This window comes from Chryseobacterium sp. BIGb0232 (genome assembly GCF_024810195.1).
Taxonomy (GTDB): domain Bacteria; phylum Bacteroidota; class Bacteroidia; order Flavobacteriales; family Weeksellaceae; genus Chryseobacterium; species Chryseobacterium pennae.
The window spans coordinates 628,914-655,695 of sequence record NZ_JANUEH010000002.1 but is presented as its reverse complement, the minus strand read 5'-3'; the positions used below and the strand labels follow the sequence as shown (position 1 = coordinate 655,695).

Below are 26,782 nucleotides of genomic sequence, written 5' to 3'. Positions count from 1 at the left end.
GTAATAAATGAGATACCATTAGTATTCTTTTGAATTTTATGTTATTTTAACTCTATCTTAATGATTCCGAAGGCGTTTTCAGAGCTAAAAAACTTGCAGTAACTTCGTTAATTTTAGAATGTCTATAATTCCGCCACAAATATAGAACTCCGATAATAATAAAAATGTAAGATAGCCATTTCAGAATTTGTTCAGAAAACCTTGTAAAGACAGATATTTCAAAACTGGAAAATGCTTCATTACCAGAACTATTTCTTCGATAAAATTTTCGACGGTACATTCAATATTGTAAAATGAATCCTGCGAGCAAAGCGGCTATTCCAATTATTAAAAGCTTATTCATTTATCAAAGTGATTTTGTTTGTTATGTTGTTAAAATTAAGTGTTTTATCTTAAAATTATTATATTTACAAAAAGCACAAATATGAAAGCACTAAAAATCTACGGCTTTATTACAACTATTGCGATTGTTGTTTTATCAATTTATCTTTATCAAACTAAAAAAGAGTATAAAGAAACAGAAGAAGTTCTAAAACAATGTTCTGATCGTTATTATAAAGAAATTGGTAAATAACAAAAATCCTAACTATTAGTTAGGATTTTCATTTATTTTAAAATTAAATAATTCTTGAGGAGTTATGTCTAATCCTTTAGATAGCTCTAGTATTGTAGACATTTGAATATTTCTTAGACCTTTTTCAATTTTACCAATATCACTATAGTCTATTTCGCAATTTTGAGCCAATTGTCTAAGGCTAAGTTGTTTTCCTTCTCGTAATTCCTGAACCCTTTTTCCAAAACCTTTTAGAAATGCAATTTTTTCAGAGTTTGTTGCCATATCAATATCAAATTGATAGCAATTTCCATATAAAGGTAAAATAATTAGTGGGTATTATTTCCCACGTTGTATTTTTTTATTATATTTGGAATAAATTACATAATAAAGTAATTTTGCGATACTTCAAATTTAATTATAGAAGCTATTGCTTAGAATCTCGTACTAGAAAATCGCCAATTTTCAAACAAACGCAACGAGACCATAAGTAAAGTAGCTCACGACCTAGGCGTGGGCTTACTTACGGAGTTTGTTGCAAGGTGTTTGGCGATGCCTCTAGTACAAGCGATGATGTAGTAAGTTCCACGCTTTATTTTTCCAATGTTGCCCGTAATCGCTGAAAATCTAAGCCCGCTTTCAAAAATAGTATCAGACTACACGATACAATAGGAGGGTACAACCTATTGCGGCTTTAAAAAGCTTACACGGGAACACAGATTTCATTCCTATTAAATTCTTTCCGGTGCCTTGCGGTCACTGATTGCAGAACCTCACCAGTCCTTTTTCATACCAAAGGGCATCAGGAAAGTCTTTATCTAAAAAATGAATCAAAAACTACTCAACTTAAAATCAGAAGAAAGAAAAAAGCCCCTTCCCATACAGTTTGGAGACCAACGGGAAAGAGCGTAGTTCAGTAATTAATCTTTAGAAAATTAAAAACTTTTACAAATCTATGAAAAATTCCTATTACAATATAGGAGGCATTTTCTTTGGGCTCATGTTTACCGCTGTAAGCATCAACATAAAAGCTCAAGTACGCACTATTTCCGGTACTGTTACATCATCAGGTAAACGACTCTCAGGAGTTGTAATCTCTCAAGAGGGCGGTGATCAGGTAACCATGACCGGCAACAACGGAACCTATAGATTACAGGTTTCAGCAGAAAATACTATCCTATTGTTCAGACACCCTGATTATGCAGAAGAAAAATTCACGCTCACTAATCAGACCGTCGTTAATATCAGCTTAGAACAAAAAGTAAAGGGAATCGAAGAAGTTATTCTCAACGCTGGCTACTACAAGGTTAAAGACAAAGAAAGAACCGGTAGTATCGCCAAAGTTTCAGCAAAAGATATAGAAAATCAGCCTGTCTCCAATGTCCTGTCAGCAGCACAGGGAAGAATGGCAGGAGTCAGTATCACCCAGAATTCAGGAACTCCCGGAGGTGGATTTGATATTCAGATCAGAGGCAGAAATAGTCTTAGGACACGAAGCAATTCCGTAATTGATGGCAATCAGCCGCTCTATATTATTGATGGTGTTCCGGTAGGTACAGGAATGAGTTCCTCCTATGCCGGAAGTATCCTTCCCAATGCAGACATTAATCCGTTAAACAGCATCAATCCTAACGATATTGAAAGTTTCGAGATCCTCAAAGATGCTGATGCTACTGCCATCTATGGTTCAAGAGGTGCTAATGGAGTAGTGCTGGTGACCACCAAAAAAGGAAAAAAAGGAAATTTAAAACTGACCCTGAACTCTTCCTATGGTCTGAGCCATGCCATTTCAAACCTTAAAATGATGAATACTGCTCAGTATCTTGACATGAGAAAGCAGGCATTTGCCAATAGCAATATCTCTGTCTATCCTGCTAACGCCTACGATATCAACGGAACATGGGATCCCAACCGTTATACGGATTGGAGAAAGGAACTGATTGGTCATTATGCGGCTTTGTCAAATACCCAGCTTTCAGTCAGTGGGGGAAATGAAAATACTAATTTCCTGCTCAGTCTTGGTCATAATGAACAAACCACGGTGTTTGGCAGGGATTTCAGGTACAGGACTAATACCGTTTCAGGAAATATCAGCCACAGGTCTACTGACAGAAAATTCAGTTTCAACTCATCCAATATTTTTACAGCAACAGACAACAACCTGATTACCTCTGATGCGACAAGACAGTCGTATATTCTGGCTCCCAATGCACCCGCTCTTTATGATGCGGAAGGTAACCTTAACTGGGAAAACAATACGTTTACGAATCCCGCAGCGGCTTTTGAGAACTCCTATTCCAATAACAATCTGCAATTCCTTAACAATATCAGTATGGAGTATGAAGCTTTTGACAACTTTAAGCTCAAACTCAATGGAGGTTTAACCTATCAGACTTTTGAAGAATGGTCACTTCGTCCAAGTACGGCGTATAGCCCTTCTGCTGGGGCAACACCTCTCAATTCGATGTCTTCAAAATCCAACCAGAACAGACTGTCTATGGTGATAGAACCCCAGATAAGCTGGATGTACAGAGAAGGTAAACATAAATTTGATATCCTGGTGGGAGGTACTTATCAGAGAGATGTTTCAGACCGAGGTGAAATCCAGGGATCTGGTTTTGAGAGTAATGCCTTTATCTATAATATAGGTGCTGCAATCAATAAAGTCGTCCTTGACCAGATCAGTACTGAATACCGGTACGGTGCTTTTTTCGGCAGAATCAACTATCAGTACGATAAAAAGTATATTCTCAACATCACTGGAAGAAGAGACGGAAGCAGTCGATTTGGTCCCAATAATAAATACGCCATGTTCGGTGCTGTTGGGGCGGCATGGTTGTTTTCGGAAGAAGATTTTATGAAGAACATCTCATGGCTCAGTTTTGGAAAGCTGAGAGGAAGTTATGGTTCATCGGGAAGTGATAATATCGGGGATTACCAATACCTTGATACCTTTGCCACGGCTAATCTCATCTATAACGGCAGTACCGGACTGGCTCCAACAAAACTCTACAATCCTGATTTCAGCTGGGAAAGAACCATCAAAACAGAAGCTGCTCTTGAACTTGGATTGTTCAACAACAGGCTTAACCTAAGTGCTGCCTATTACCGAAACCGCTCAGGAAATCAACTGGTAGGCTATCAGCTTTCCTCAGTAACGGGATTCAGCAGTGTACTTGCCAATCTGGATGCTGTTATTCAGAATACAGGATTTGAATTTGAGGCCAGCGGAGAAATTATCAATAAGGGAAATTTTTCATGGAAAAGTTCTTTCAATATCACTATTCCACGAAACAAGCTGATTTCCTTTCCTGGACTTGAAGGTTCATCCTATGCTAATACTTATGTGATCGGACAGCCTGTGAACATTGTTAAACTCTACCAGCTTCAGGGGGTAAATCCCACTACCTTGGTGTATGATTTTACCGATTTCAATGGCGACGGAAAGATCGCATCACCGGATGACAGACAGGTGATCAGAAATCTTGGACAGCAGTTTTACGGAGGACTAAGCAATGAATTACGCTACCGAAACTGGAACTTTTCATTTTTGTTGCAATTTGTAAAGCAGCAGAGCCGAAACTATAACTCAGCAATGTCTTCACCAGGTATTATGGCGAATCTCCCGGTGGAGGCATTGAATGTATGGTCGCCTTCAAATCCCAATGGCCTTTATATGCCGTACCGCTCTACGTCAAATTCTTCGCACAGCCTTTTTCAAAATAGTGATGCCAGTGTTTCTGACGCTTCATTTATAAGGCTTAAGAATGTACAGCTTACCTATAATCTCTCTTTGGACTCAGGTCTTTTCAGGGAAGTAAAACTTTATTTTCAGGGGCAGAACCTCTGGACGTGGACGAAGTTTTTTGGAATTGATCCCGAGATGACCTCTTTTGGATTCCTGCCTCCTTTGAAGACGTATTCATTGGGCATTCAGCTTACGCTGTGATGAATGCTTAACGGCAACCAAAGACCGTCATATTATTTAACCCAATACAAAAACAATGAAATCAATATTTAATAGTATAATAATGGCAGTGCTCATCTATCTGATGAGTACCGCTATATCGTGTGAAAAAATGCTGGAAGTGGATTTGCCTGACAATCAAATGTTGTCAGAAACCGTTTTCAGTGATACTCAGACTGCCAACGCCGTATTATCTGGACTGTATGCCGGATTGTGGGAATCATCACCTGTTACGGGAGATCAAAGCGGAAGGCTTTTGGGGCTTTATACTGATGACCTGACCTACTATGCAGTCAATGCCACTAATGGACTGCCCGAATTATCCAATAATACACAGATTGATTCCAACCAGTTTGTCAGTTCGTTCTGGAATGCTGCGTATCAGAAAATATATGTCAGCAATTCCATACTCGAAGGGCTGGAAGGAGCAGATCATATTCCGGCAGCTGATAAAGCAAGGATAAAAGGGGAGACCCTGGTTATCCGCTCTTTGCTCCTTTTTTACGTTCAGCAGGTTTATGGAGATATTCCTTTTCCTGTGACCACCAATTATATGATCAATCAGAGTATTTCAAAAACACCTTCTGCAGAAGTGCTGATGAGAATTGAATCTGATGTGAAGGAAGCTATTGAACTGCTTTCTGATACATACCAAAATAATGAACGCATCTATATTAATAAAAAAGCAGCCCAGCTTCTTCTGGGCAAAGTTCAGATGCAACAGCTGAAATGGAGTGAGGTAGAAGCCACCTTGAAAAAAGTAGTTCAGAGTCCGCTGTATCAGTTTCAAAATGATATCACCAAGGTCTTTCTTAAAAACGGCAGCCATATTATCTGGCAGCTCAAGCCTAAAAACAATGGGGATGCGGTGAGGGAAGCAACTATTTACTATTTTGTCAATGTTGCTCCTACTTCCATGGCACTTTCCGCATCTCTGGTCAGCTCGTTTCAGAATGGAGATCTTAGAAAGCAATATTGGATGGGATCTGTTACAGTTGGGGGCAACACCTGGTACAGAGCGGAAAAATACAAAGCAAGGTCTTCTAACTCTACAGAAAATTCCATTGTCTTCAGACTGGAAGAGGCCTATTTGCTGTTGGCAGAAGCTCTGGCACAGCAAAATAAAATGTCAGAGGCCCTGCCATTTATTAATCCGATCAAACAAAGGGCAGGACAGCCATTGCTAGGCAGTTCTGTTACACAACAGCAGCTTCTTGAGGAAATCCTTAATGAAAACAGAAAAGAGTTTTTTACGGAAATGGGACATCGATTTCTTGATTTGAAAAGAGCAGGAAGGCTTAATGAATTGCAGCAGACTAAACCCAACTGGAAAGATCAACATAAAGTATGGCCTCTTCCGCAACAGGAACTGCTGCTCAATCCCCATCTGAATCCTCAAAATTTAGGTTACTAATGAGAGTGTATTGTTTAATTATTCTGCTGTTTTCTCCACATTGCTTTAATGCACAGAGATCGATTAAGGAATTGGACCAGTGGATGTCGCGTTTCTCAACGATGATAGGTCAGATGAAGGTATCTGAAGATCAGAGATTCGTTTTGGTGACTAAAATGTATGCGAATAATTCTGATTCAGTTCTTGTGTTTGACCGCCAATCAGCAGTCATTCCATCCGATACCATTTTAAAAAAGAGTAACATCAGTTTTCTGAACAATTATACGGTCTTTGCTTCAGGAGTAGGCAGGGCTGAATTAATTGAGCTGAAGTCCAAAAAAAGAGAAATTTATGATAGTGTACAGCGATGCAATGTCAATGAAACCCAGAAGCAATATGTCATATTGGGTACTGATAAAAACCTGAAAATCTATAATGCCAAAGGAAAAGTGCTTCACCATGAGCCAGGAACATTGAACTATACTATTACGCAGCAGGGACAGGTTTATATTCTTGCTGAAAGTGGAGGATTTCACAAAATATTGAAATGGTATGGAAGCACGATGAAATTGCTTTATTCCACTGCAACTAACATTGTTGCGATGGATCTTTTGGGAGCAGACAGATTTATTGTCTTAAAAGAAAAGGAAAAAACAGATTCCAATGGAAAGATCAGGATCAGATTGTTGAGAGTAGCAGACGGGGAGCTGTTTTATAACAACCGGATCAGCCTCGCAGAAGACCAAAACATAAAAGTAACCGAAGCAGGTCATTCTGAAACTTTTTTGATTGATATTTCCGTGAGGAACCTCCCGGAGAAAATTGGAAAACTTGAAATATGGTATGGAGGAGATAAATATCTGCGCAATAAGGACCAAGGGCTGATTGAGCATCAGTATATGGTATGGAATGTTAAAAATAATCAAGTTCATTCTATCCCTCCCAAATCAATGCAGGTTTATGTAGCGACAGACCATCCACGTTATTTTTGGACGTATAATGCCAGAGAGGACAATGATTACCGCGGATTTAGAAGCCTGAATGTATATCGATATGACCTTTTAGAAAACAAATCTGAACTTGTTTTTGAGAATGCTTCAGAAATGGTCATAGGAAAGGACAGCCGTTACACCATCGGATTTCTGATGTATAAGAATCAATGGATGGTCTACGATCATCTGTTAAAGCAGACAAAAATGATCGATTATAATGGAACATTAAGCTATCCTCTCTTTATGCCGGATAGCAGTTTGCTCTTTACGGCAGGAGACCGACTGATCAATTATCATCTGAAAACAGGTATGTTAAAAACAGTATTCAAACAAGAGAACAGCAAAATCAGCTTTTATGAATACAGTGGAAAAATGATTCATCAGATGGAATCTTTTAAGATAACACAACGAACTATTGAAATGTCACAGCCGTTAATGCTGCATATCAGGAGAGAAAATCATAATGATTCCGGATATTATTCTTTTTATAAAGGTAAACTTAAGCAAATGCTGCCTTACACCAGCAACAGGATCAAAATGTTCTCATATAAGGGCAGGCATGATTTAATGTATTCGATCGAAGAAAACTACAACATGTCTCCACGGTTGTACAGCAAAAGCAAATCATCAGGTCAAAAGAAGGTACTTTATACAACCAACCTTCATGATAAAAAAGCGATAGACTTGCAGCAGAATGTTATTTCATACACCAACAGTGAAGGTAAGGACCTGAAAGGAGTTCTGTATTATCCCACTAAATTCGACAAGACAAAAAAATATCCTTTGGTGGTACAGGTATACAGTATTCAGCATGATGAATTCAACAAATACCTGTATCCCGCCTGGGGACCCAGTGGATTCAATATCCGACTGCTTCTTGAGAACGGTTATATGGTTTTCCAGCCAGATATTATTTCTGATAACAGGGGGCCGGGAATTTCGGCGCTTGATTGTGTTCATTCCGGACTGGATGCGATTCAAGGAAATGTAAATATTGACTTCAGGCGTATGGGTTTGACAGGACACTCATTCGGTGGTTATGAGACCAACTTTATCGCTACCCATTCAGAAAGGTTCGCAGCCTATGTCTCGGGGGCAGGTCTTAGTGATATTATGAATACTTACTTTTCATTTAATGAACTGTTTAAAATAGCGGACTATTCAAGATTTGAAACCGGGCAGTTTTCAATGGGAGTTTCTTTTTCAGAGGATAAGGACCTGTATTATAAAAATAATCCGATCAATTTTATTGAGAAAGTCAACGCACATGTATTGCTTTGGGCAGGTAAGAAAGACACGAATATTCCGCCAACGCAAACCATGAGCTTTTATATGGGATTATTAAGAAACAGAAAAAAGGTGGTGGCACTGATGTATGCAGATCAGGAACACACCTTCAAGAAAAGTTCCGAAGACATCAGGGATCTTAATACTAAAATCTTGGAATGGTGGGACTATCACCTGAAAAGCCGGAAAGATATAGGATGGATCGATAAAGAAATGAAAAGGGACGCAGAATAGCGTCCCTCATTTAATTAATACTTTATACAATGCACTAAGGAATTTTATAAAGTGGCGTTCCACACATCGTGCCTGAACCGATTCTATGCAGTTCAACGCTGGTATCCAATGCCCATTCACAGACATCACCGGAAACGATATTGCTGCATTCCTGATCAGCATCCTCACATTTGAACTGACCACCACCTAAGCTAACAATTCTGTAAGCCGGTTCTAAAGCTCGTGTACTCTTCTTTGCCACCATGGTGGCAAAAGCTGACCCTGTTCCCAGTGCTACCAGGATGACAGGAAAAAGAATTTTTTTCATAATAAAAAAATATTTGATTTGCTGCCTACTCTGAAACACGGTTTTCGGCTTCCCCGTTTTTAAAATGTTTTTTCAGGGGCTGGGTAAGTTTATATTGTACCAGCTGATTTCCAATAATTGCGTACAAATGCTCATCGGTGACTCTAAAATCTGACATGCTGTTATTTTTAATATTGTCGATGTACATGCTGCCAATATATTCCTGAGATTCGGTATTATAGATGTCAATAACTTTGCTTTCCTTCCATCTGTTTAAAGATTCATGTCTTCCTCTTAATCGAGCAGGGTTAAATAACAGACCTCTGTATACGATCGCCTGCCCGTTAACTTTTAGTGCAGGTTTAGACATTTTAGATTTTCCATTGGATAGCGATGTTACTTTAATCTGTGCGATTTTAGTCGTATCAATAGTTCTCCATCTGTGAATAAGATGCATTGAATGGTTCATGACAAGAAATTGGTTTCTATAACTGTAGATATAGCTGACAGTCGGTCTTATAGGATCAGATGAAAGATAGCCGTCGGAATCAAAAAAACCATCCAACTGCTTTTCAAGTAAATCAGGATGCAGTGTCACCTGATTTTTGCCATTGTGATTGATTAAAATAGTTCCCAGCGTTAAATTCCTGGTTTGAGATGAGAGGGTGCGAATGGCAATTTTATTACTGTCAATAATTTCAAGCTGGCTAAAGAATGCATCGTTAAAACTGATTACTTTGTTTTTTGCATCACCTAATTTGCCTTTTAATATGATGGGTACATTTCCATCATAGATATAATAATGGTGATCTTTAACTTTAATCTCTATTTTTTTAAATGGATATTTGCTGAGTTCCAGATCAATCTTTGTATTTACAGCTTTTTTTAAAAGTGAATCAACTGCTAATAAATTTTGAGGGAGGCCTCGGTTAGCTAAGTAAAGCTCTTCATTTTTAGCACCAGCAAAATAAAATGAATGGTTCTCCAGATCCATACTTTTTACTTTTAAAATAGGATGCATCAGAAACCTTCTTGTAAAATTGTTTTCCTGTTTTATAATGTATTCTGACTTAAAAAACAAAACAATGACAAGAATACAACTCAAAATATTGGAAATTCCTAAGATCAATGCAGTTTTACGGTGAGTCTTATGATTTGCTCTTCCGATGATAAGAACAGATAGACCTCCTATAACTACACAAAGAATATTAAAAATCAGATGTTCAGTCCATCCCATTTTTTCCAAGATTCCTCCACATGAACAAGGAACAAAGTCACTGTAATTTAGAATGAGAAATATATAGATCGTAAATGCTGACATTAAGGCAGTTGATAAGTATAATCCGATTAATCTACTGCTTGGAAAAATCAATAACAGTACAATAATTAATTCTACAATAATAACAGCATAAGAAATACCCCCTGCATAAGCACTTAGTAAAGGTGACTGAGCAATCTGTACTTGAAAGTTTTCAAAATCAAGCAATTTGCTCACACTTGCATACACAAACAACAGAATAAAAAAGCAGGAAACAGTTTTGATAAAGATAGTTTGTACGTTTTTCATGGCATGTCATTATTGGGTTTAACAGACCTGAACCAGTCTCCATTTGATTTTCCATCCGCAATATTCAGGCATCGGTTCACCCTTAAAGAGGGTTACAGTTGTTTTGAAATTCCCCATACTTTCCCAGATGCCACTCTTTGGACATGGTAAGCCTGTAACAACTGATATGGAGGTATGGGGAATCATATTTTTTTGTTTTTAATCCTGAGTAAGCCGCCAATTATCACCGTCTCTGACAGGAGGATCTTTTGTTCCAGGATCTTCAATGACTTCTAAGGATTTAGCAGAATCCTGTTTCATTACTAAGCCATTTATTGTGGGCTCTGATTTTTCAATATATTCACTATTTGAAATCATATCTTCATCTCGATGGGTGCAGTTTTGTAGACAAACTGCTACGATGATTATGCTAAAAAATGGGATAAACTTTTTCATTTTGATAATTTTAATTGGGTTATCCCGGCCGGATTATATTAGAATTCTGATGTCAAAATTATCCGGCTTATGAGCTAAAAAAAACTGTTATATGGCTCTATTTTAAAATTGTTACGTCTCAATTTTAAAATTACTACATGCGGATATCAGAGTTTAAGTGGCTGTATTTGCATATTTTACAGGATTTTAGTCTTTCTGTTATTTAATTCATTGAAATTTGATTTATTTAAAACATAAATGTTTATTTTTGAGATGGTGAGGTTCTAAATATCAGTCTATGAAAAAGTTTTATTGCTTTCTCATCTTATTTCCTGTTTTTTCACAATTTTTATTTTCACAAAAGAAAGAGGAAAAAACTTTCAGTGAAATTAGAAAGCCTTATGAAAAAATGGCAATAGATGACATTCATGCAATGCCTTATGTAAAACTGTACATTGAGAAAGCAAAAAACGAAAATAATTTTTCAAAGCTGATTCAAGGGTATAGAGATGCAAGACAGTTTGACTATAAAAACAAGATGAAGTATGCTGACAGTGCACTCACTGTCAGTTTGCAGCATGGAAGCCAAGATGACATCAGTAAAGAATATTTAAGCAAGGGAATCATCTATTATTTTTATCAAAAAAAATTTAAGCTGGCTTTAAATGAATACATTAAAGCCTATACGCATTCAAAAGGCTCAAAAGATGAGTACCATAGGTATAAAGTCCTTTATCATTTAGGAATTGTAAAAAGTCATTTGGGCTATTATGATGACGCCATGAAGCATTTTCTTGAATGTACTTCATTTTACAGGTCAAAGTTGAATGAAAACCATCATGAAAATGAACAGTTTAACTTTGAGAAGGCGTATCTCAACTGCTTACATCAATTGACTGTCCTCAACAGATATCTGCATCATTTTGCCAAGAGTGATAGTTTAAGCAATTTAGGTTATCGGCTAACTGCCAATAATAATGATTTTGTGCTTGAAAAAAGCTATTTCCTAAAATGCATCGGAATTTCCAGATTTCATCATAAAGATTATGTTGGTGCTCAGGATCACTTGCAAAGATCTTTACCCAATATTCTAAAGAGAAATGATTTCGCCTGGGCTTCTGTAGTATATTATTATCTGGGTAAAACCTATGAAGCACAGGATAATGTAAATAAGGCTGTAGGATGTTATAACAAAATAGATTCTATTTTCAATAAACATGATTTTATACTTCCAGAGGTTTATAAGAGTTATCACTATCTTATCGATCATTATAAAGATAAAGACCTAGAAAAGCAACTGTACTATACCAATCAGCTTTTAAAAGCTGACAGTTTAATCAGTAAAGATTTTCCCTATTTATCTTTGAAACTTCATAAAGATTTTGACCGACGTACACTGATGGATGCAAAAGAAGAAATCGAGAGATCAAGTACTAAAAAAATACTATTTGCCCAGATACTTATTGCTTCAGGAAGTGTAGTTCTTGGGTTTTTTGTTGTCAGGTATCGAAGAGATCAAAAGATAAAAAAACAATATCAGCTTCTTCAAAAGAGAATTGCTGAAGGAAAATATAATATGAATGATATTTTAAGAGAAGAAATGATAGAGCTGCCTGTAAGAAAGACTTCTCTTACCCCGGAAATGGCTTTAGAAATTAAAGAAAAACTTCAGAAGTTTGAGCAGGAGCAACATTTCAAAAAGAAAGGGATTACGCAGAAAAGTATTGCTTTAAAGCTGGGAACCAATTCCCACTATCTTTCGGTTTATATCAATGAACAAAAAGGGATGAATTTTAATAAATACATGGCTGAACTGAGAATTAATTATATCACTAACCTACTTAATACCAACAGTAAATATTTAAATTATACTATCGAGGCTCTGGCTGATGAATGCGGTATAGCGGCACGCCAGAACTTTTCAAATTTGTTTTTCGATATCAATGGCATCCGACCAACAGATTATATAAAGAATCGGAAAAAGGAGCTGGGTATTAGTTGATTACGTAATGCTTTAGGTAATTTTTGTAAATTCCTGAAAAAAGGACATGGTAACAAAAACTATTTTTAAAAGAGCTTCGAAGTTATTGGAGGATCTGGACCTAAAGATTAACGAAGTCAATGCTGACGGAAATGATCTGATCAAAATTTCAGAAAAGGCATTACTTATTATTGATGAGTCGATAAGGAAATTAAAACTTTTGGTTTCCAACCATCATTTTGATCATATTGCTGAAGAAGTATTCTTTTTTAAAAAACTGAAACCGCAGTTTATCTCAAAATTTATTTATTATTCTGCAGTACTGGATATTGAATCTCATAAGCCGGCTGCCGGAAATAAGACTTTAAAAAAATATTATGAAGCAGAACAGGAAAAGTTGAAAGACTTTTATTTGGAGCATTCTGAATTTTACAGTTACTATAAACGGGAAGCAACCTATCTTGATCATAAAATATTTGTTCGTAATTCCTACGACCTAAAAATGAAGCTATCATCCGGATTTTATAATTATGATCCAAGTTTTACAACATCCCACGATCATATGATCGCCAGATTTATTTCCAATCAGCAGTTCGATCAGTATTTAAAGAAGCAAATCGAAAATTCAAATGATACCTTTACCACAAAAGTATTTTCTCCTTTGAGCTGGTCGGGGTCAAAGGTCGGTCTTATAGAGCTTATCTATGCACTTTACCAGATGCGTTGTTTTAACGGCGGTAATATAGAGTTAAGCGAAGTCATAAAATTTACAGAAAAGTCATTGGATTGCGATTTAGGTAACTTTCATAAAACCATCTTTGAAATCCGTAACCGGAAACAGGGACCAACCAAATTCCTTCAATTGGTGAGTGACAATTTGAATCAATATTTTATGAACATTGATGCTGAGTAACATACATACAAATGAAAACCTCAAATCGTATGGTATTTGAGGTTTCATTCTTTAATCCGATTTCAATAAATGCTGCAAATCAGGATCATTTTTTATTCGATCCATTTCATCTGTGATGATATTGAGAATATCTGACTTAATTTCTCTGTAATTATCCTGAATCTGCCTGGTCATAGAATCATTCCCGTCTTCATCAATAAAGGATCGGATCGGTGGTATCTGCTGAAAACTTTTCATTTCTTGAGAAAGCTTAACATTGTCTACGACAATCTCGGAATGAAAAATCTTCTGCTGAATCCTTTCATCAAAGTTATCAGATACAGCACCGACAAAAAATCCCTGGGTCAGGGTAGAGATCTTCGAAGCAGGTATCAAACTGTCCAATTGGGTAGAAATAGAGGTCGAAGTATCGTTCCTATTGATGGATATACTCTGTCTTTTTTGCAGTATTTTTCCAAAACGTTCAGATAAGGTTTTTGCTGTTTCCCCAACCACCTGACCGCTGAAAATATTGCCGACCGTATTCTGAATGACTTTACTTTCCTTATCTCCATAGTCTCTTGTCAACTGAGAAAAATCCTGGAATCCAAGACATACGGAAACTTTATTACTTCTGGCAGTAGCAATTAAATTATCCAGTCCTCTGAAATAAATAGTAGGCAACTCATCAATAATCACCGAACTCTTCAACTGTCCTTTTTTATTAATCAGCTTCACAATTCTCGAATTGTATAGCCCAAGAGCAGCAGAATAAATATTCTGACGATCAGGATTATTTCCAACACACAGAATTTTAGGCTCATTGGGATTATTGATATCCAAAGAAAAATCGTCTCCGGTCATTACCCAGTATAATTGTGGTGAGATCATTCTTGACAAAGGAATCTTTGCAGAAGCGATTTGCCCCTGCAATTGATCCTGGGCACCCCCTTGCCATGCATCCATAAAAGGAGATAGGTAGTTCTCTAATTCAGAATAAGAGGTTAATATCGTAAAGACCTCTTCATATTTTTTGTTAAGCAGTTCAATAGCATGTGGAAAAGTACAGTATTTACCGTTCTTATATATCTTAAGAAACCATATGATTGCAGCTAACAATATAATGGGACTTTCAACAAAGAAGTCACCCTGTTTTTGTATCCAGCTTCTATTGAGATTTAACATGATGGTGTAGGCAGCTTCGTAAGCATCCGATATATCCGTCATAAAATCGGGGTTTAAAGGATTACATCGATGGCTTTTTCTAGGGTCGTCAAAGTTGATGATATAGAATTTCGGCTTTACGGTATAAGCATCAGAATGATTGAGAAGATGGTTGTACGCAATGGTTGATAAATCATCGAATTTAAAATCATAGATATACATGGAAAATCCTTTTTCGATATGCTGTCTTATATAGTTGTTGACAACAGCATAGGATTTTCCTGAACCTGGAGTTCCTAAGACAATGGTGGCACGAAAAGGATTCACCACATTAATCCATCCCTGATGCCAGTTTCCCTGATAATAGAACTGTGTAGGAAGGTTAACAGAATATTCATTATAGAGTAATTGGGTTTCCTGCTGAAAGCTTTCATTCTCATTGTTAAAAACATCGGTCATTAAGTTTGTTTTGAGTAAACGGCCTATCCAGACTCCTGCCTGCATCAAGAAGATGTAGCCGGAACCAGTAGATAGAATATAAAGTACAGAAGTGAAACTGCGGGCAGATTGTAAGAGGATTGCGTTTAAAAAGAATAAGACAAAACCAATAGAAAAAACAATACTAATTTTTTTCCAAGTGATCTTTTCATTTTTGACTCCCTTTGTTCCAAGGCAACTCAAAGCTAGTAAAACTATTGCGAACAGCTTAGAATAAATAGGTTGAGAAAAAAGGCCTGCGGTCTTATTAAAATTATAAAGAATCTTATTGATAAGTTCCAGTGTCCATTGTTGCTGTGTAAAAAATCCGTAACAAAACCAATACAGATGCATTAATACCATAATAATACTGACCGCTCGCATAAATGCCATGATTTTAGCAAGCCCTCTTAAATCGTCTTCACCCTGCATATAACATTTTAGACGCATAAATACAGGATTACGTATTCTCAACTATAAATGCGCCGTTGCATGCATCTATTGGCTGACTATGGCTCTGAGAGTATAATTATAAAGGTAGTTTATCAAAAGAATATTATTTTTTTCTTCTTTTTCTTTGTCTCTTTTTCATTTGTGATTCGAAAATTTGTTCCTCCTGATCCTCATTAGTATCTGAAGATAATAAACCGCTAAAAAATCCGTCAAAAACTCCGCTGATGCTATCCGTAAGAAATTGTTGTTTGCATATTTCCTGAGATAAATTAAAGTGATCATTATGATCGTATTTTGTTTCACGCTTTATTTCTACCTCATTCCATAGTTTATTGAATGAGTTGGCTGAAAGCTCTTTACTCAACTGTGAACCATTCCAAACAGATTTGGAGTTATGATCTATAAATGTGATTCCGTAGATCCTTCCCTCATCATTCTTTCGTATGACTGTAGCGATTCCCTGTTCCAAAAGTTGAGTCTTAAAAGAAGCTTCCGATTTGCTTGTGCTAATTGCAGTTTCTATAGTTCTTTTAAGAATGAGTTTTGAAGGATTATTTTTCATTTTTGACTTCTCAATGAGGACCTGAATATTTTCCAACCCTGCCCGTTTGCCAAAAAGGGATGATTTAAAAGGGGAACTTATTTTTTTTCCATTTTTATCTGTAGCAAAATAGACCATTCCTTTTCTCATTTTACCATGAAGCTCTCCGCTAATTTCTTCAACGGAGATATTGAATTGAGAGAGTAAAGCGTTATATGCACCTATACTTTGAAAGCTGTATGTTTGAGGCATGTGTCTTATTACTGATGATAATTGTGTTTTGATATTCCCCTTAGTATAATCTACAGGTTTAAAAATAGGGCTTTGATTTAAACTTCTATTCTCACCAGCAACCTTTATGTTGTATCGTTTTTCCAATTTCCTGCAGACTTCCATTGATCGGGGGTGATCATAGCGATCTGATATTTTCTTCCCATCGATCTGGACACACGTGGTGACGATATGAATGTGAGTCCTGTCAATATCCGTATGTTTAAAGACAACGTAGGGTTGGTTGCCATAACCCATTTCCTGCATATATTGCTGGGCCATTTCCCGATAATCTTTGTCATTAACCTTATCTCCAGGATCAGGATTAAGTGAGATATGTCTTACCGGTTTTTCAGTTTTGTTATTGGCTATCAAGTAGGGTTCAAAATACTGATGAAAAAATTTAACCGAATAAGGTCGATCCCACAAATCAGGAATCTTGTTAGTAAATAAAACAGTTCCTTTTTCGTTGTCTACTTTCTGTTGATTGTAGGTAAGCGCACCCCATAGGTTTTCACCTTTTCCAATTTTAGCGATCATTTTTCATAATTTTTTTGAATATGGTTTTGTTCAAATTCTTTGGTAAGTTCTATAATCTGCTTACAAATTAAAGCTAGTTCTCTGGTATGATTTTCCAGTTTAAAGAGATAGAAAGAAGCTTTTTTCTCAGTAAAGTTTCGGTATAAAATTTTTACAATCTGATTATAATTGTTTCCAATCGATTGAAACTGATAAAAGAATTTAGTGAGTTGAGTATGATAATCTATTGTTGAAATATCCACTTTTACAATTTTTAATTCTTTCTGAAACAAAATTGTTGTAATAAATTTCGCTTTGCTGTTCATTCCTGATGCCTCATACAATTTTAGAAAATTAATGTTTTCTTCATCCGTAAGACGGAATACATATCTATTTTTACTGGGGCGAAGTTTAGGCTTACGTCCACCTTTATTTTTATTATTTACGTCCATAGCATCCAATTTAATATTAACAAAATCATGACTTCGGAGTGATTTTTAAAGCCCCAGCCAGGGCAAGTTGTTTTGAGGCACGAAAATAGTTATGAGGCACTCAAAACATAACTTGCTCCTTTCGGGTGAAAGGAAATTCCAGTAATAAAGCAGATGTAATACTGATCGCATTCATAAAGTTCAATTTCCCAAGACCTCCTTAGTCTTCTGAAACAAAGTAAACCACAATCATTTGTAGGGACAATATTAGAAAGAAAGTCAAAGACAGTCACTTAAAGCCAAAAACGACCATTAAGAATATTTCGAAGAAGAAATCGTATTCATTTGTATCAGATTGAGGGCGGGATTTCCTGACTGCAGATCTGATAGAAATCCTGAATAGTGGAAATCCAGCATGCCAGCCTTCCGGAATTCCAGCCGTCAAGATAGTCTCTGTGAAAGATAGTCTTCAGGAAAGCAATTTTTCAGGATTGCAGGATGAATGGCATTCAGCCAGAACTGATTGAAGTCAATACAGCTTTCGGGAATTCCGTCCAGTAGCACTGAAAGCAGTACAGTGAACCTGATATATGTATTGCCAGGGGCTGTCAATCAGTCTTTCTTCCCAATTATGTATAACCAAAATCAAGCAAAATGAAAACAAAGAACCAACCTACAATTATTGCATTTTCCACCCAAAAAGGAGGGGTAGGAAAAAGCACTTTTACATCACTTCTAGCAAGTATTCTTCATTATCGGATGAGGTATCATGTTGCCGTTTTTGACTGTGACTTTCCTCAGTACAGTTTACTTCAGATGAGAGAGCGGGATTTAAAAATGGTGATGCAGAATGAGATTTTAAAAAAGATCGCTCACAAACAATTTACGAGTATTAATAAAAAAGCGTATCCCATTTTCCAGAGTAAAGCCGACCAAGTTTTAGAGGATATGGATGCTTATGTTGTTGGATCTGAAACAATTCCTGATGTTATATTTTTAGATCTACCGGGAACTGTGAATACGGCTGGTATTTTAAAAACTTTGACGAAAGTCCATTATATTTTTTCACCCATTACTGCGGATCGTGTTGTGCTTGAAAGTACGTTAAGTTTCACTGATGTTCTAACCAATGTATTGATGAAAGAAACTCAAACGGGAATCCGGGCAGTCCATCTTTTCTGGAATCAGGTGGATGGAAGAGAACGGACGTTGCTCTACAAAAACTACAGTAAAGTGATTTTAGATTTAGGGCTGCCACTTATGGAAACAAGCATTACAGACAGTAAAAGATTTAGAAAGGAAGGGGAGGCTATTACAAAGACTGTTTTCCGATCGACTTTACTGCCTGCAGATCCTAAATTGTTAGCTCAATGCAGGTTGGATCAATTTGTAGAAGAATTTTTAAGAATTGTAAAACTATAAATTATGGAACAGGACAATAACAATGAAGAGAACGGTATCGATGAACAATATCTGATGTCCATTATGGCAGGAAGTCCCCAGAAAGAAGTTCCTGTACAAAATGCAGATCTCCAAAAGGAGAAAGCTGTAAAAAAAAATAAATTGAATACTAAGAAATCCTCAGATATAAGCTATATGGAACAGTTTCTTACTCATCATACAATGACAAAGCGTGGTGATAAAAGTATCTATATCCGTCCTGAATATCACGAGCGCCTCTCACGCATTATTCAAATCATCGCCGATGACCAGATTCCTCTGTATGCTTATCTGGATAATATACTGGCGTATCATTTTGAAATGTTTGAAAAGGAAATCACTGATGATTTCAATAACAAATACCGTCCCATCTTTTAATATCATTTTATGGAAAAAATAATCATTATAGGTTTATTAATCGTTATCATTCTAATTCTTCTCAACAGAAGATTCCCAGTCAAAGTCCGTGAGAAAGATGGGTGTAATACTAAGAAAATTTCTCCATCTATAATGGGAGATATTAAGCAAACAAAAAGAAAAGGTTTGCCAGTTGAAGCCACTGAAAGCCACCTTGAATTTACTTCATTAGTAGAAGATAATTTTGAATCAGAAACCAGAAACGGGAAAGCTGAAGATGTAGCCGAGAATAAAAATCTTGATGATATCCTAATCAAGGATAATTGGGGGCAGGAGGAAGAAGATTGGAAGTATCAGGACTCTAATATCGAAAGCGGGTTTGCTACAGGGGTTACCTTTCAGGAATTGAGTACTGCGGGTCAGCTGTTACAGCGGAATATGCTGGAACCTGATTTAGAACAGCAAGCAGTTGCTATAATTCAAAAAATTCATGGGACCGAGCTTTTTGATCTTTTGGAGAATTCGTTGGGGGAGGCTTCGAAGCGTATTTCAAATTTGTTAAGTCAGAGCATTTCGAATGATGTTGAAGGCATATCTTCCAGTTACAAAGATGGTGTTGAAGGTTTCGATATTGGGGAGTTTGTTTAGGCAAATTCCCCTTTTGTTATTAATAAATTTCAACTAAGATCTGTTATCAAACAATTCGTGCAGTTTTTTCTGCAGAACCTTTTTGTCGGGAAGCTGCGTTTTGTATTCAGAAACCATTGTCGGAGAAAGACTTCTACTGAGCGCATATTCTACTACTTCGCTGTCCTTGTCTTTACAAAGCAGTACGCCGATGCTTGGATTTTCGTTCTGACGTTTAACATCCCTGTCCAGAGCTTCTAGATAAAAGTTAAGCTGACCCAGATGTTCGGGTTTGAATTTATCTGCTTTCAGTTCGAAAGCGACAAGGCATTGCAGCCCCCTGTGGAAGAATAAAAGATCGATATAAAAATCAGAATTGCCGACCTGTACTTTGTACTCTTCGCTGATAAAAAGAAAATCCCGTCCTAACTCCAGGATAAAATTTTTCATCTGCTCAATTAAACCTTTTTGGAGATCATTTTCATTGAATGTTTCAGGCAGATTTAAAAAGTCAAATACATAGCTGTCTTTAAATGTATTGACTATATCAGCGTTGGTTTCTCTCAACACTGTTGAGAGTTTTGAATTTCCAATCATCGTTCTTTCAAAAAGGCTGCTGGATATCTGTCTCTCTAACTCCCGGAAGCTATAATTTTCCTGTTTGGTCAACTTGATATAAAATTCCCTTTCCTCGATTGATTTACATCTGGAGAATATGGACAGATTATGAGACCAGCTGATTTCTCTCAACAGTGTTGAGATTTTTGGAAATTCCTTGTAAGTCTCATAAAATTGCTTCATTCTCCAAAGATTCTTATCCGAAAAACCTTTTAGTTCAGGTTCATGAGTCTGGATAAACTGAGAAAGTTCTTTAACCACAGACTGTCCCCATTCACTCAGCTCAACCTTTTTGCTTATATACTCACCAATATTCCAGTATAGATCGATGAGTTCCTCATTGACTTTTCTTATCGCATTGTTACGAGACTGTTTGATGAGCTCAATAATATCTGTGAACCTTTTATCCATGATTTCTCTTTTTTGAAATTCCTTACAAATTTACAATTAATTATACAGGAATTCTGACTGGCGCACGGTTCTTTAACAGCCAAAAGATTCCATCCAATGCCATTCCTGTTACTGAGTATCTAGACTCGGACATCTTTGTCTTCAAGCCCGTAAAGTGCGGGTTTCATAATCAAAAAATCTATTCATTATGAAAAAACAAAGAAAAAAATTGCTGTATGCTGTTTTAACATTGGTAACAATTAATTCGGTATTTGGTCAAGGCAATGGTTCAGCCGGAATTAACGAAGCTACACAGATGGTCACCTCTTATTTTGAGCCGGCTACCCAATTAATTTACGCCATAGGTGCAGTAGTAGGACTCATTGGAGGAGTCAAGGTTTACAACAAGTTCAGCAGCGGTGATCCTGACACCAGTAAAACCGCTGCAAGCTGGTTTGGAGCATGTATCTTCCTCATAGTTGCAGCGACAATTCTTCGCTCATTCTTCCTTTAAATGACGGTTATGAATATCTATTATATCAATAAAGGAATAGGACGGACGGTAGAGTTCAAGGGACTTAAAGCGCAATACCTCTTTATCTTCAGTGGAGGGCTCTTAGGAATATTGATCTGTGTCATGGTTATGTATATGGCAGGTGTCAATACCTATCTGTGTTTAATTCTCGGAGGAGTCAGCAGTGGATTTCTTATATGGCAAACCTTTACACTGAATGGAAAATACGGGGAACACGGTCTGATGAAATTAAGCGCACACAAGAAGCATCCGAAATACATCATCAGTCGAAAGAGTATTTATCGGTATTTGAAATCTAACCGTAAAAGAACAGACGTATGAGAAATTCTTCCAAAGCAGCAACCTTGGAAAGCAAATTTCCACTGCTTGCGATTGAAAATGATTGTATCATTTCAAAAGACGCTGATGTGACCATCTGCTTTAAGGTCAGACTCCCCGAACTGTTTACCGTTGCTTCCGCTGAGTATGAAGCCATGCATTCCGTTTGGTTCAAAGCGATTAAAACACTCCCAGATTTCACCATTGTTCACAAACAGGACTGGTTTATCAAAGAAAACTACAATCCTGATTTGTCAAAAGACGACCAGAGTTTTCTTTCCAAATCATTTGAAAGACATTTCAATGAGAGACCCTTTTTAAATCATTACTGCTACCTCTTTATAACGAAAACCAGTAAGGAGAGAATGCGGATGCAGAGCAACTTTTCATCACTCTGTAAAGGAAAACTGATTCCAAAAGAGATCAAGGACAAAGAAGTCATTGGTCGTTTTCTTGAAGCGGTCGATCAGCTGGAGCGGATTATGAATGATAGTGGTTATATCCATTTGGAAAGGATGACAGAAGATGAGATAGCAGGAACTTCCGAGAGGTCAGGACTACTGGAACAGTATCTGACTCTGTCCCGTGAAACCCATCCATCATTGCAGGATATTAAGCTGGGATCTGAAGAAATGCGAATCGGTAATAACCGGATCACTATGCATACCTTATCGGATACTGAGGATTTACCAGGTACTGTATCATCTCACAGTCGTTATGAGAAATTAAGCACCGATCGCAGCGACTGTCTTTTATCATTTGCTTCTCCGGTGGGACTTCTGCTCAGTAGTAATCACATTTATAACCAATATCTGTTCATCGACAACAGTGATGAGAACCTTCGCCAGTTTGAAAAATCTGCAAGGAATATGCACTCTTTAGCCAGATATAGTAGAGCCAATCAGATCAATAAGGAATGGATTGAAAAGTATTTAAATGAAGCACATTCATATGGTCTGCAATCTGTTCGTGCTCATTTTAATGTGATGTCATGGTCTGATAATTCTGCTGAACTCAAGCAGTTAAAGAATGATACGGGAAGTGCTCTAGCCTTGATGGAATGTAAACCTCGTCACAATACTACTGATACGGCAACTTTGTATTGGTCAGGAATTCCCGGTAATGCAGGCGATTTTCCTAGTGAAGAGAGCTTTTACACATTTATTGAACCTGCTTTGTGTTTTTTCACAGAGGAAACCAACTATCAGGATTCACCATCACCTTTTGGGATCAAAATGGCTGACCGCCTGACTGGAAAACCCATTCATTTGGATATTTCGGATTTGCCGATGAAGCAGGGAATTATAACAAACCGAAATAAATTTATTCTTGGTCCTTCAGGAAGTGGGAAATCTTTCTTCACCAATCATATGGTACGGCAATATTATGAGCAGGGCGCTCATGTGCTATTGGTTGATACCGGAAATTCCTATCAGGGATTATGTGAACTCATTAAAGGTAAAACCAAAGGAGAGGATGGAGTATATTTCACCTATACAGAAGACAATCCTATTGCTTTCAATCCATTCTATACCGATGATGGAATCTTTGACATCGAAAAAAGGGAGAGTATCAAAACCTTGATTCTGACACTATGGAAAAGAGATGATGAACCAACGACTCGTTCAGAGGAAGTGGCTCTGTCCAATGCTGTAAGTGGATACATTGAAGTGATAAAATCTAATGACCTGCATCCTTCTTTCAATGGATTCTATGAGTACGTCAAAGATGACTATCAGAAAGTATTGGAGCAAAAGAAAGTCAGGGAAAAAGACTTTGATATTGCCAACTTTCTCAATGTGCTTGAACCTTATTACAGAGGAGGGGAGTATGACTATCTGCTGAATTCAGAGAAGCAGCTGGACTTGTTATCAAAGCGTTTCATTGTCTTTGAAATCGATGCCATTAAGGATCATAAAATTCTGTTCCCTATTGTGACCATTATCATAATGGAAGTCTTCATCAATAAGATGCGAAGGCTCAAAGGAATCAGAAAACTGATCCTCATCGAAGAAGCCTGGAAAGCCATTGCCAAAGAAGGTATGGCAGAGTATATTAAATACCTTTTCAAGACTGTAAGAAAATTTTTCGGAGAAGCCATTGTGGTGACTCAGGAAGTCGATGATATTATCCAGTCACCCATCGTGAAAGAAAGTATCATTAATAATTCAGACTGTAAGATCCTTCTCGATCAGCGGAAGTATATGAACAAATTCGATGACATTCAGGCAATGCTGGGATTAACGGATAAAGAAAAAGCTCAGGTACTTTCTATCAATATGAATAATGATCCACGAAGACTTTACAAGGAAGTTTGGATTGGATTAGGTGGAACGCACTCAGCAGTCTATGCGACTGAAGTTTCTACCGAAGAATATCTGGCTTATACTACTGAAGAAACAGAAAAAATGGAGGTGATGAACCTTGCATCAGAACTTGATGGCAATGTAGAACAGGCCATCAAGCGGATTTCTCTCAAGAGAATCAAATCGAACACAAAAGACAATTAAATCATTTAAAATCTTACAACAATGAAAAATTTAATCATTAAAACCTTAATGGTAGCATTTTTTGCTGCCGTAACCTATACAAAAGCACAATTTGTCGTAACAGATCCCGCAAACCTGGCTTCGGGAATTTTGAACTCAGCCAATGAAATCGTGCAGACTTCATCAACGGTATCTAACGTTGTTAAGAACTTCAATGAAGTTAAGAAAGTGTATGAACAGGGTAAAGAGTATTATGACCAGCTGAAAGCCATCAATAATCTGGTCAAAGATGCCAGAAAGGTTCAGCAGACTGTTCTTTTGGTAGGTGATGTTTCTGAGATGTATGTGAATAATTTCGGAAAGATGCTCAATGATCCCAATTTCAATGCTCAGGAATTAGCTTCTATTGCCAATGGTTATTCTGCGCTTCTTACCGAGAGTACGGAGCTATTGAAAGAACTCAAAGAGATCATCACTTCTAATGGTCTTTCTCTGAATGATAAAGAAAGGATGGATGTTGTTGACAGAGTCTATAAAGAGGTCAAAGCGTATCATAATCTGGTACGATACTACACCAATAAAAATATTTCGGTCAGCTACCTGAGAGCGAAAAAACAGAACAATACCCAAAGGGTATTAAATCTTTACGGAACCTCCAATCAAAAATACTGGTAAGATGGAACCTAGCAACTTACACGAAGTATTGCGTTCCGTTTATGAGGAAATGATGCCGATGTGCGCTGATATGGCGGCAGTAGCGAAAGGTGTTGCGGGATTGGGAGCATTATTTTATGTAGCACTAAAAGTCTGGCAGTCATTGAGCCGTGCAGAACCTATCGATTTGTTTCCCATGCTGAGACCCTTTGCCATTGGCATCTGTATTATGTTTTTTTCGACAGTGGTACTAGGAAGCCTTAATGGGGTAATGAGTCCCATTGTTCAGGGAAGCCACTCAATGCTGGAGAATCAGGTATTGGATATGAATGAGCTGCAGCAGAAGAAGGATCTTTTAGAACGGGAAGCGATGCTCAGAAATCCGGAGATGGCATATTTGATTTCAAACGAAGAATTTGACAAAAAGCTGGAGGAACTCGGATGGTCACCTTCAGATTTGGTTACGATGTCCGGAATGTATATTGAAAGAGAAATGTTTGCGATCAAGAAAGATATAAGGGATGGTTTCCGCGAGTTTCTTGAAATATTGTTTCAGTCGGCAGCTTTAGTTATTGATACCATCAGAACCTTCTTTCTGATTGTACTTTCAATCTTGGGACCGATTGCATTTGCAATTTCCGTCTGGGATGGATTTCAGACGACTTTAACTCAATGGTTGACTAGATACGTTAGCGTTTATCTATGGCTTCCAGTTGCCGATATATTCAGTGCTATTCTTGCCAAGATACAAACTCTGATTTTAGAACGGGATATTGAAATGCTCGCAGATCCGACCTTCATTCCTGATACCTCCAATACGGTGTATATCATCTATATGGTGATTGGCATCATAGGTTATTTTACGGTGCCAACGGTGACTGGCTGGGTGATTCAGGCAGGAGGTGCAGGTAATTTCATGCGCAATGTGAACCAGACTGCTACGAAGTCGGGCAATGTTGCAGGAGCAGCAGTAGGTTCGGCTACGGGTAATATTTCAGGAAGATTATTAAAATAAAAATACAGTTCTATGGAATTTAAAACTTTAAGAAATATTGAGACTAGCTTCAGGCAGATCCGCTTGTTTACGTTTGTTTTTGCAATGTTGTGTTTTGGAGTGGTAGGAGTAGTCGTATTCAAATCCTATCAGTTTGCCGAGCAGCAGCGTCAGAAGATCTATGTGCTGGACAATGGCAAATCATTAATGGTAGCGCTATCTCAGGATATGTTGATAAACAGACCTGTAGAAGCAAGAGAGCATGTGAGACGATTTCATGAATTGTTCTTCACGATAGCACCTGATAAGAATGCTATTGAAAGTAATGTAAAAAGGGCTTTCAATTTGGCTGATCAATCTGCATTTAACTACTATAAAGACCTTCAGGAAAAAGGCTACTATAACAGAATTATTTCAGGTAATATCCAGCAGAGAGTTGAGGTGGACAGTGTCGTTGCCAACTTTGATAGTTACCCTTATGACGTAAAAACTTATGCACGACAATTTATAATCAGGTCCAGCAATCTTACCATCAGAAATTTAGTCACTAATTGTTCACTGGTTAATTCTGTACGGTCTGACAGCAATCCTCAGGGATTTATCATTGAAAAATTCAACGTGCTTGAAAATAGAGATGTCGAAACTGTTGAACGCTAATAAGACCGATATGAAAAAACTAAGAGATACACTCGAAAATTATGTTGTAAAGATTGATACACACTGGAAATCTCTTCCGGTAGAGCAACAAAAATTCCTGACCAAGGTTTTCTTTAGTGGTTATGTTTTGATAACCGTCATCGTCATTGTCAATATCTGTATTTCTACAGGTCAAAGAAGTAATACCATTTCTATCAATCATATTGACGGCATTTCTAAGAAACCTATCGAAAAAGGATCGACGCATAATGAAATAGTAAACTCATCCACTAAAAAATAGAA

At 37.2% G+C, this 26,782-nt stretch carries 25 protein-coding genes; 16 read left to right on the top strand and 9 right to left on the bottom strand.

The genetic code is table 11. The features are described 5' to 3' along the window. Window positions 1-424: 424 nt before the first annotated feature. Entirely contained in the window at window positions 425-574 is a 150-nt protein-coding gene (locus M2372_RS09035; RefSeq protein WP_185018837.1) for a hypothetical protein, read from the top strand. 15 nt (window positions 575-589) lie between these two features. Here the strand turns inward: M2372_RS09035 and M2372_RS09030 are convergent, their stop codons facing one another. Next, on the bottom strand, window positions 590-838 hold the full coding sequence (locus tag M2372_RS09030; protein WP_123319976.1) for a helix-turn-helix domain-containing protein: 249 nt from the start codon (window positions 836-838) through the stop codon (window positions 590-592). A 670-nt stretch (window positions 839-1,508) separates the two neighbouring features. Between M2372_RS09030 and M2372_RS09025 the strand changes: the two genes are divergently transcribed. From M2372_RS09025 to M2372_RS09015, 3 genes are read left to right on the top strand one after another with little or no spacing between them, the layout of a single operon-like run. After that, complete coding sequence (locus M2372_RS09025; protein WP_123319975.1) at window positions 1,509-4,502, top strand: SusC/RagA family TonB-linked outer membrane protein; 2,994 nt, start codon at window positions 1,509-1,511, stop codon at window positions 4,500-4,502. A 55-nt stretch (window positions 4,503-4,557) separates the two neighbouring features. Then, the gene (locus M2372_RS09020; RefSeq protein WP_123319974.1) at window positions 4,558-5,934 is read left to right on the top strand and encodes a RagB/SusD family nutrient uptake outer membrane protein; all 1,377 of its coding nucleotides are present in this window, start codon (window positions 4,558-4,560) and stop codon (window positions 5,932-5,934) included. Beyond that, the gene (locus M2372_RS09015) at window positions 5,868-8,426 is read left to right on the top strand and encodes a S9 family peptidase (protein WP_228455734.1); all 2,559 of its coding nucleotides are present in this window, start codon (window positions 5,868-5,870) and stop codon (window positions 8,424-8,426) included. The genes M2372_RS09020 and M2372_RS09015 overlap by 67 nt, the downstream gene beginning before the upstream one ends. A 34-nt stretch (window positions 8,427-8,460) precedes the next feature. On the opposite strand, the gene M2372_RS09010 is transcribed toward M2372_RS09015, so the two are convergent. From M2372_RS09010 to M2372_RS08995, 4 genes are read right to left on the bottom strand one after another with little or no spacing between them, the layout of a single operon-like run. After that, the gene (locus tag M2372_RS09010) at window positions 8,461-8,733 is read right to left on the bottom strand and encodes a hypothetical protein (protein ID WP_123319972.1); all 273 of its coding nucleotides are present in this window, start codon (window positions 8,731-8,733) and stop codon (window positions 8,461-8,463) included. 25 nt (window positions 8,734-8,758) lie between these two features. Then, window positions 8,759-10,279 (bottom strand): DoxX family protein, encoded by a 1,521-nt coding sequence (locus M2372_RS09005; protein ID WP_123319971.1) that lies wholly within the window; start codon window positions 10,277-10,279, stop codon window positions 8,759-8,761. Window positions 10,280-10,297: 18 nt separating this feature from the next. Then, entirely contained in the window at window positions 10,298-10,465 is a 168-nt protein-coding gene (locus M2372_RS09000) for a hypothetical protein (RefSeq protein ID WP_156121964.1), read from the bottom strand. A 12-nt stretch (window positions 10,466-10,477) separates the two neighbouring features. Continuing rightward, a complete protein-coding gene (locus M2372_RS08995; protein WP_123319970.1) occupies window positions 10,478-10,714 on the bottom strand; it encodes a hypothetical protein in 237 nt (78 codons plus the stop codon). A 277-nt stretch (window positions 10,715-10,991) separates the two neighbouring features. Here M2372_RS08995 and M2372_RS08990 point away from each other — a divergent pair, with 277 nt between their 5' ends. Both M2372_RS08990 and M2372_RS08985 read left to right on the top strand, forming a co-directional pair. Further along, entirely contained in the window at window positions 10,992-12,695 is a 1,704-nt protein-coding gene (locus M2372_RS08990) for an AraC family transcriptional regulator (protein WP_123319969.1), read from the top strand. Window positions 12,696-12,741: 46 nt separating this feature from the next. Then, window positions 12,742-13,587: an RteC domain-containing protein gene (locus M2372_RS08985; RefSeq protein ID WP_123319968.1), complete on the top strand. Its 846-nt coding sequence runs from the start codon at window positions 12,742-12,744 to the stop codon at window positions 13,585-13,587. Between the two features lie 51 nt (window positions 13,588-13,638). On the opposite strand, the gene mobC is transcribed toward M2372_RS08985, so the two are convergent. The 3 genes from mobC to mobA all read right to left on the bottom strand — a co-directional run bounded on the left by mobC (window position 13,639) and on the right by mobA (window position 17,442). Beyond that, entirely contained in the window at window positions 13,639-15,639 is a 2,001-nt protein-coding gene (mobC, locus tag M2372_RS08980) for a conjugal transfer protein MobC (RefSeq protein WP_123319967.1), read from the bottom strand. A 124-nt stretch (window positions 15,640-15,763) separates the two neighbouring features. Next, window positions 15,764-17,011 (bottom strand): conjugal transfer protein MobB, encoded by a 1,248-nt coding sequence (gene mobB, locus M2372_RS08975; RefSeq protein WP_123319966.1) that lies wholly within the window; start codon window positions 17,009-17,011, stop codon window positions 15,764-15,766. After that, entirely contained in the window at window positions 17,008-17,442 is a 435-nt protein-coding gene (gene mobA / locus M2372_RS08970) for a conjugal transfer protein MobA (protein ID WP_123319965.1), read from the bottom strand. Before mobA ends, mobB begins: the two co-directional genes overlap by 4 nt. A gap of 633 nt (window positions 17,443-18,075) precedes the next feature. On the opposite strand from mobA, the gene M2372_RS08965 reads away from it, so the two are divergent. Genes M2372_RS08965 through M2372_RS08955 form a run of 3 tightly spaced genes read left to right on the top strand, consistent with a single transcriptional unit; the run spans window position 18,076 to window position 19,866 of the window. Next, window positions 18,076-18,843: a ParA family protein gene (locus M2372_RS08965; protein ID WP_123319964.1), complete on the top strand. Its 768-nt coding sequence runs from the start codon at window positions 18,076-18,078 to the stop codon at window positions 18,841-18,843. A gap of 3 nt (window positions 18,844-18,846) precedes the next feature. Continuing rightward, complete coding sequence (locus M2372_RS08960; protein ID WP_123319963.1) at window positions 18,847-19,239, top strand: DUF3408 domain-containing protein; 393 nt, start codon at window positions 18,847-18,849, stop codon at window positions 19,237-19,239. A gap of 9 nt (window positions 19,240-19,248) precedes the next feature. Continuing rightward, entirely contained in the window at window positions 19,249-19,866 is a 618-nt protein-coding gene (locus M2372_RS08955) for a hypothetical protein (RefSeq protein ID WP_123319962.1), read from the top strand. 33 nt (window positions 19,867-19,899) lie between these two features. Here M2372_RS08955 and M2372_RS08950 read toward each other — a convergent pair whose 3' ends face one another. Continuing rightward, on the bottom strand, window positions 19,900-20,874 hold the full coding sequence (locus M2372_RS08950; RefSeq protein ID WP_002980937.1) for a YhcG family protein: 975 nt from the start codon (window positions 20,872-20,874) through the stop codon (window positions 19,900-19,902). Between the two features lie 187 nt (window positions 20,875-21,061). Here M2372_RS08950 and M2372_RS08945 point away from each other — a divergent pair, with 187 nt between their 5' ends. Genes M2372_RS08945 through M2372_RS08915 form a run of 7 tightly spaced genes read left to right on the top strand, consistent with a single transcriptional unit; the run spans window position 21,062 to window position 26,780 of the window. Beyond that, window positions 21,062-21,367 carry a DUF4134 domain-containing protein gene (locus M2372_RS08945; RefSeq protein WP_045495720.1) on the top strand — a complete coding sequence of 102 codons (306 nt, stop codon included), beginning with the start codon at window positions 21,062-21,064 and terminating at the stop codon, window positions 21,365-21,367. 9 nt (window positions 21,368-21,376) lie between these two features. Then, window positions 21,377-21,709, top strand: coding sequence for a DUF4133 domain-containing protein (locus tag M2372_RS08940; RefSeq protein ID WP_123320129.1), 333 nt, complete (start codon window positions 21,377-21,379; stop codon window positions 21,707-21,709). Then, complete coding sequence (locus tag M2372_RS08935; protein ID WP_123319961.1) at window positions 21,706-24,216, top strand: TraG family conjugative transposon ATPase; 2,511 nt, start codon at window positions 21,706-21,708, stop codon at window positions 24,214-24,216. Before M2372_RS08940 ends, M2372_RS08935 begins: the two co-directional genes overlap by 4 nt. A 48-nt stretch (window positions 24,217-24,264) precedes the next feature. Continuing rightward, entirely contained in the window at window positions 24,265-24,870 is a 606-nt protein-coding gene (locus M2372_RS08930; RefSeq protein ID WP_047433371.1) for a DUF4141 domain-containing protein, read from the top strand. Window position 24,871: 1 nt separating this feature from the next. Continuing rightward, window positions 24,872-25,864 (top strand): conjugative transposon protein TraJ, encoded by a 993-nt coding sequence (traJ, locus tag M2372_RS08925; protein ID WP_123319960.1) that lies wholly within the window; start codon window positions 24,872-24,874, stop codon window positions 25,862-25,864. Window positions 25,865-25,876: 12 nt separating this feature from the next. Continuing rightward, window positions 25,877-26,500 (top strand): conjugative transposon protein TraK, encoded by a 624-nt coding sequence (gene traK / locus M2372_RS08920; protein ID WP_123319959.1) that lies wholly within the window; start codon window positions 25,877-25,879, stop codon window positions 26,498-26,500. A gap of 10 nt (window positions 26,501-26,510) precedes the next feature. Beyond that, complete coding sequence (locus tag M2372_RS08915; protein WP_228455733.1) at window positions 26,511-26,780, top strand: hypothetical protein; 270 nt, start codon at window positions 26,511-26,513, stop codon at window positions 26,778-26,780. Window positions 26,781-26,782 lie beyond the last annotated feature (2 nt).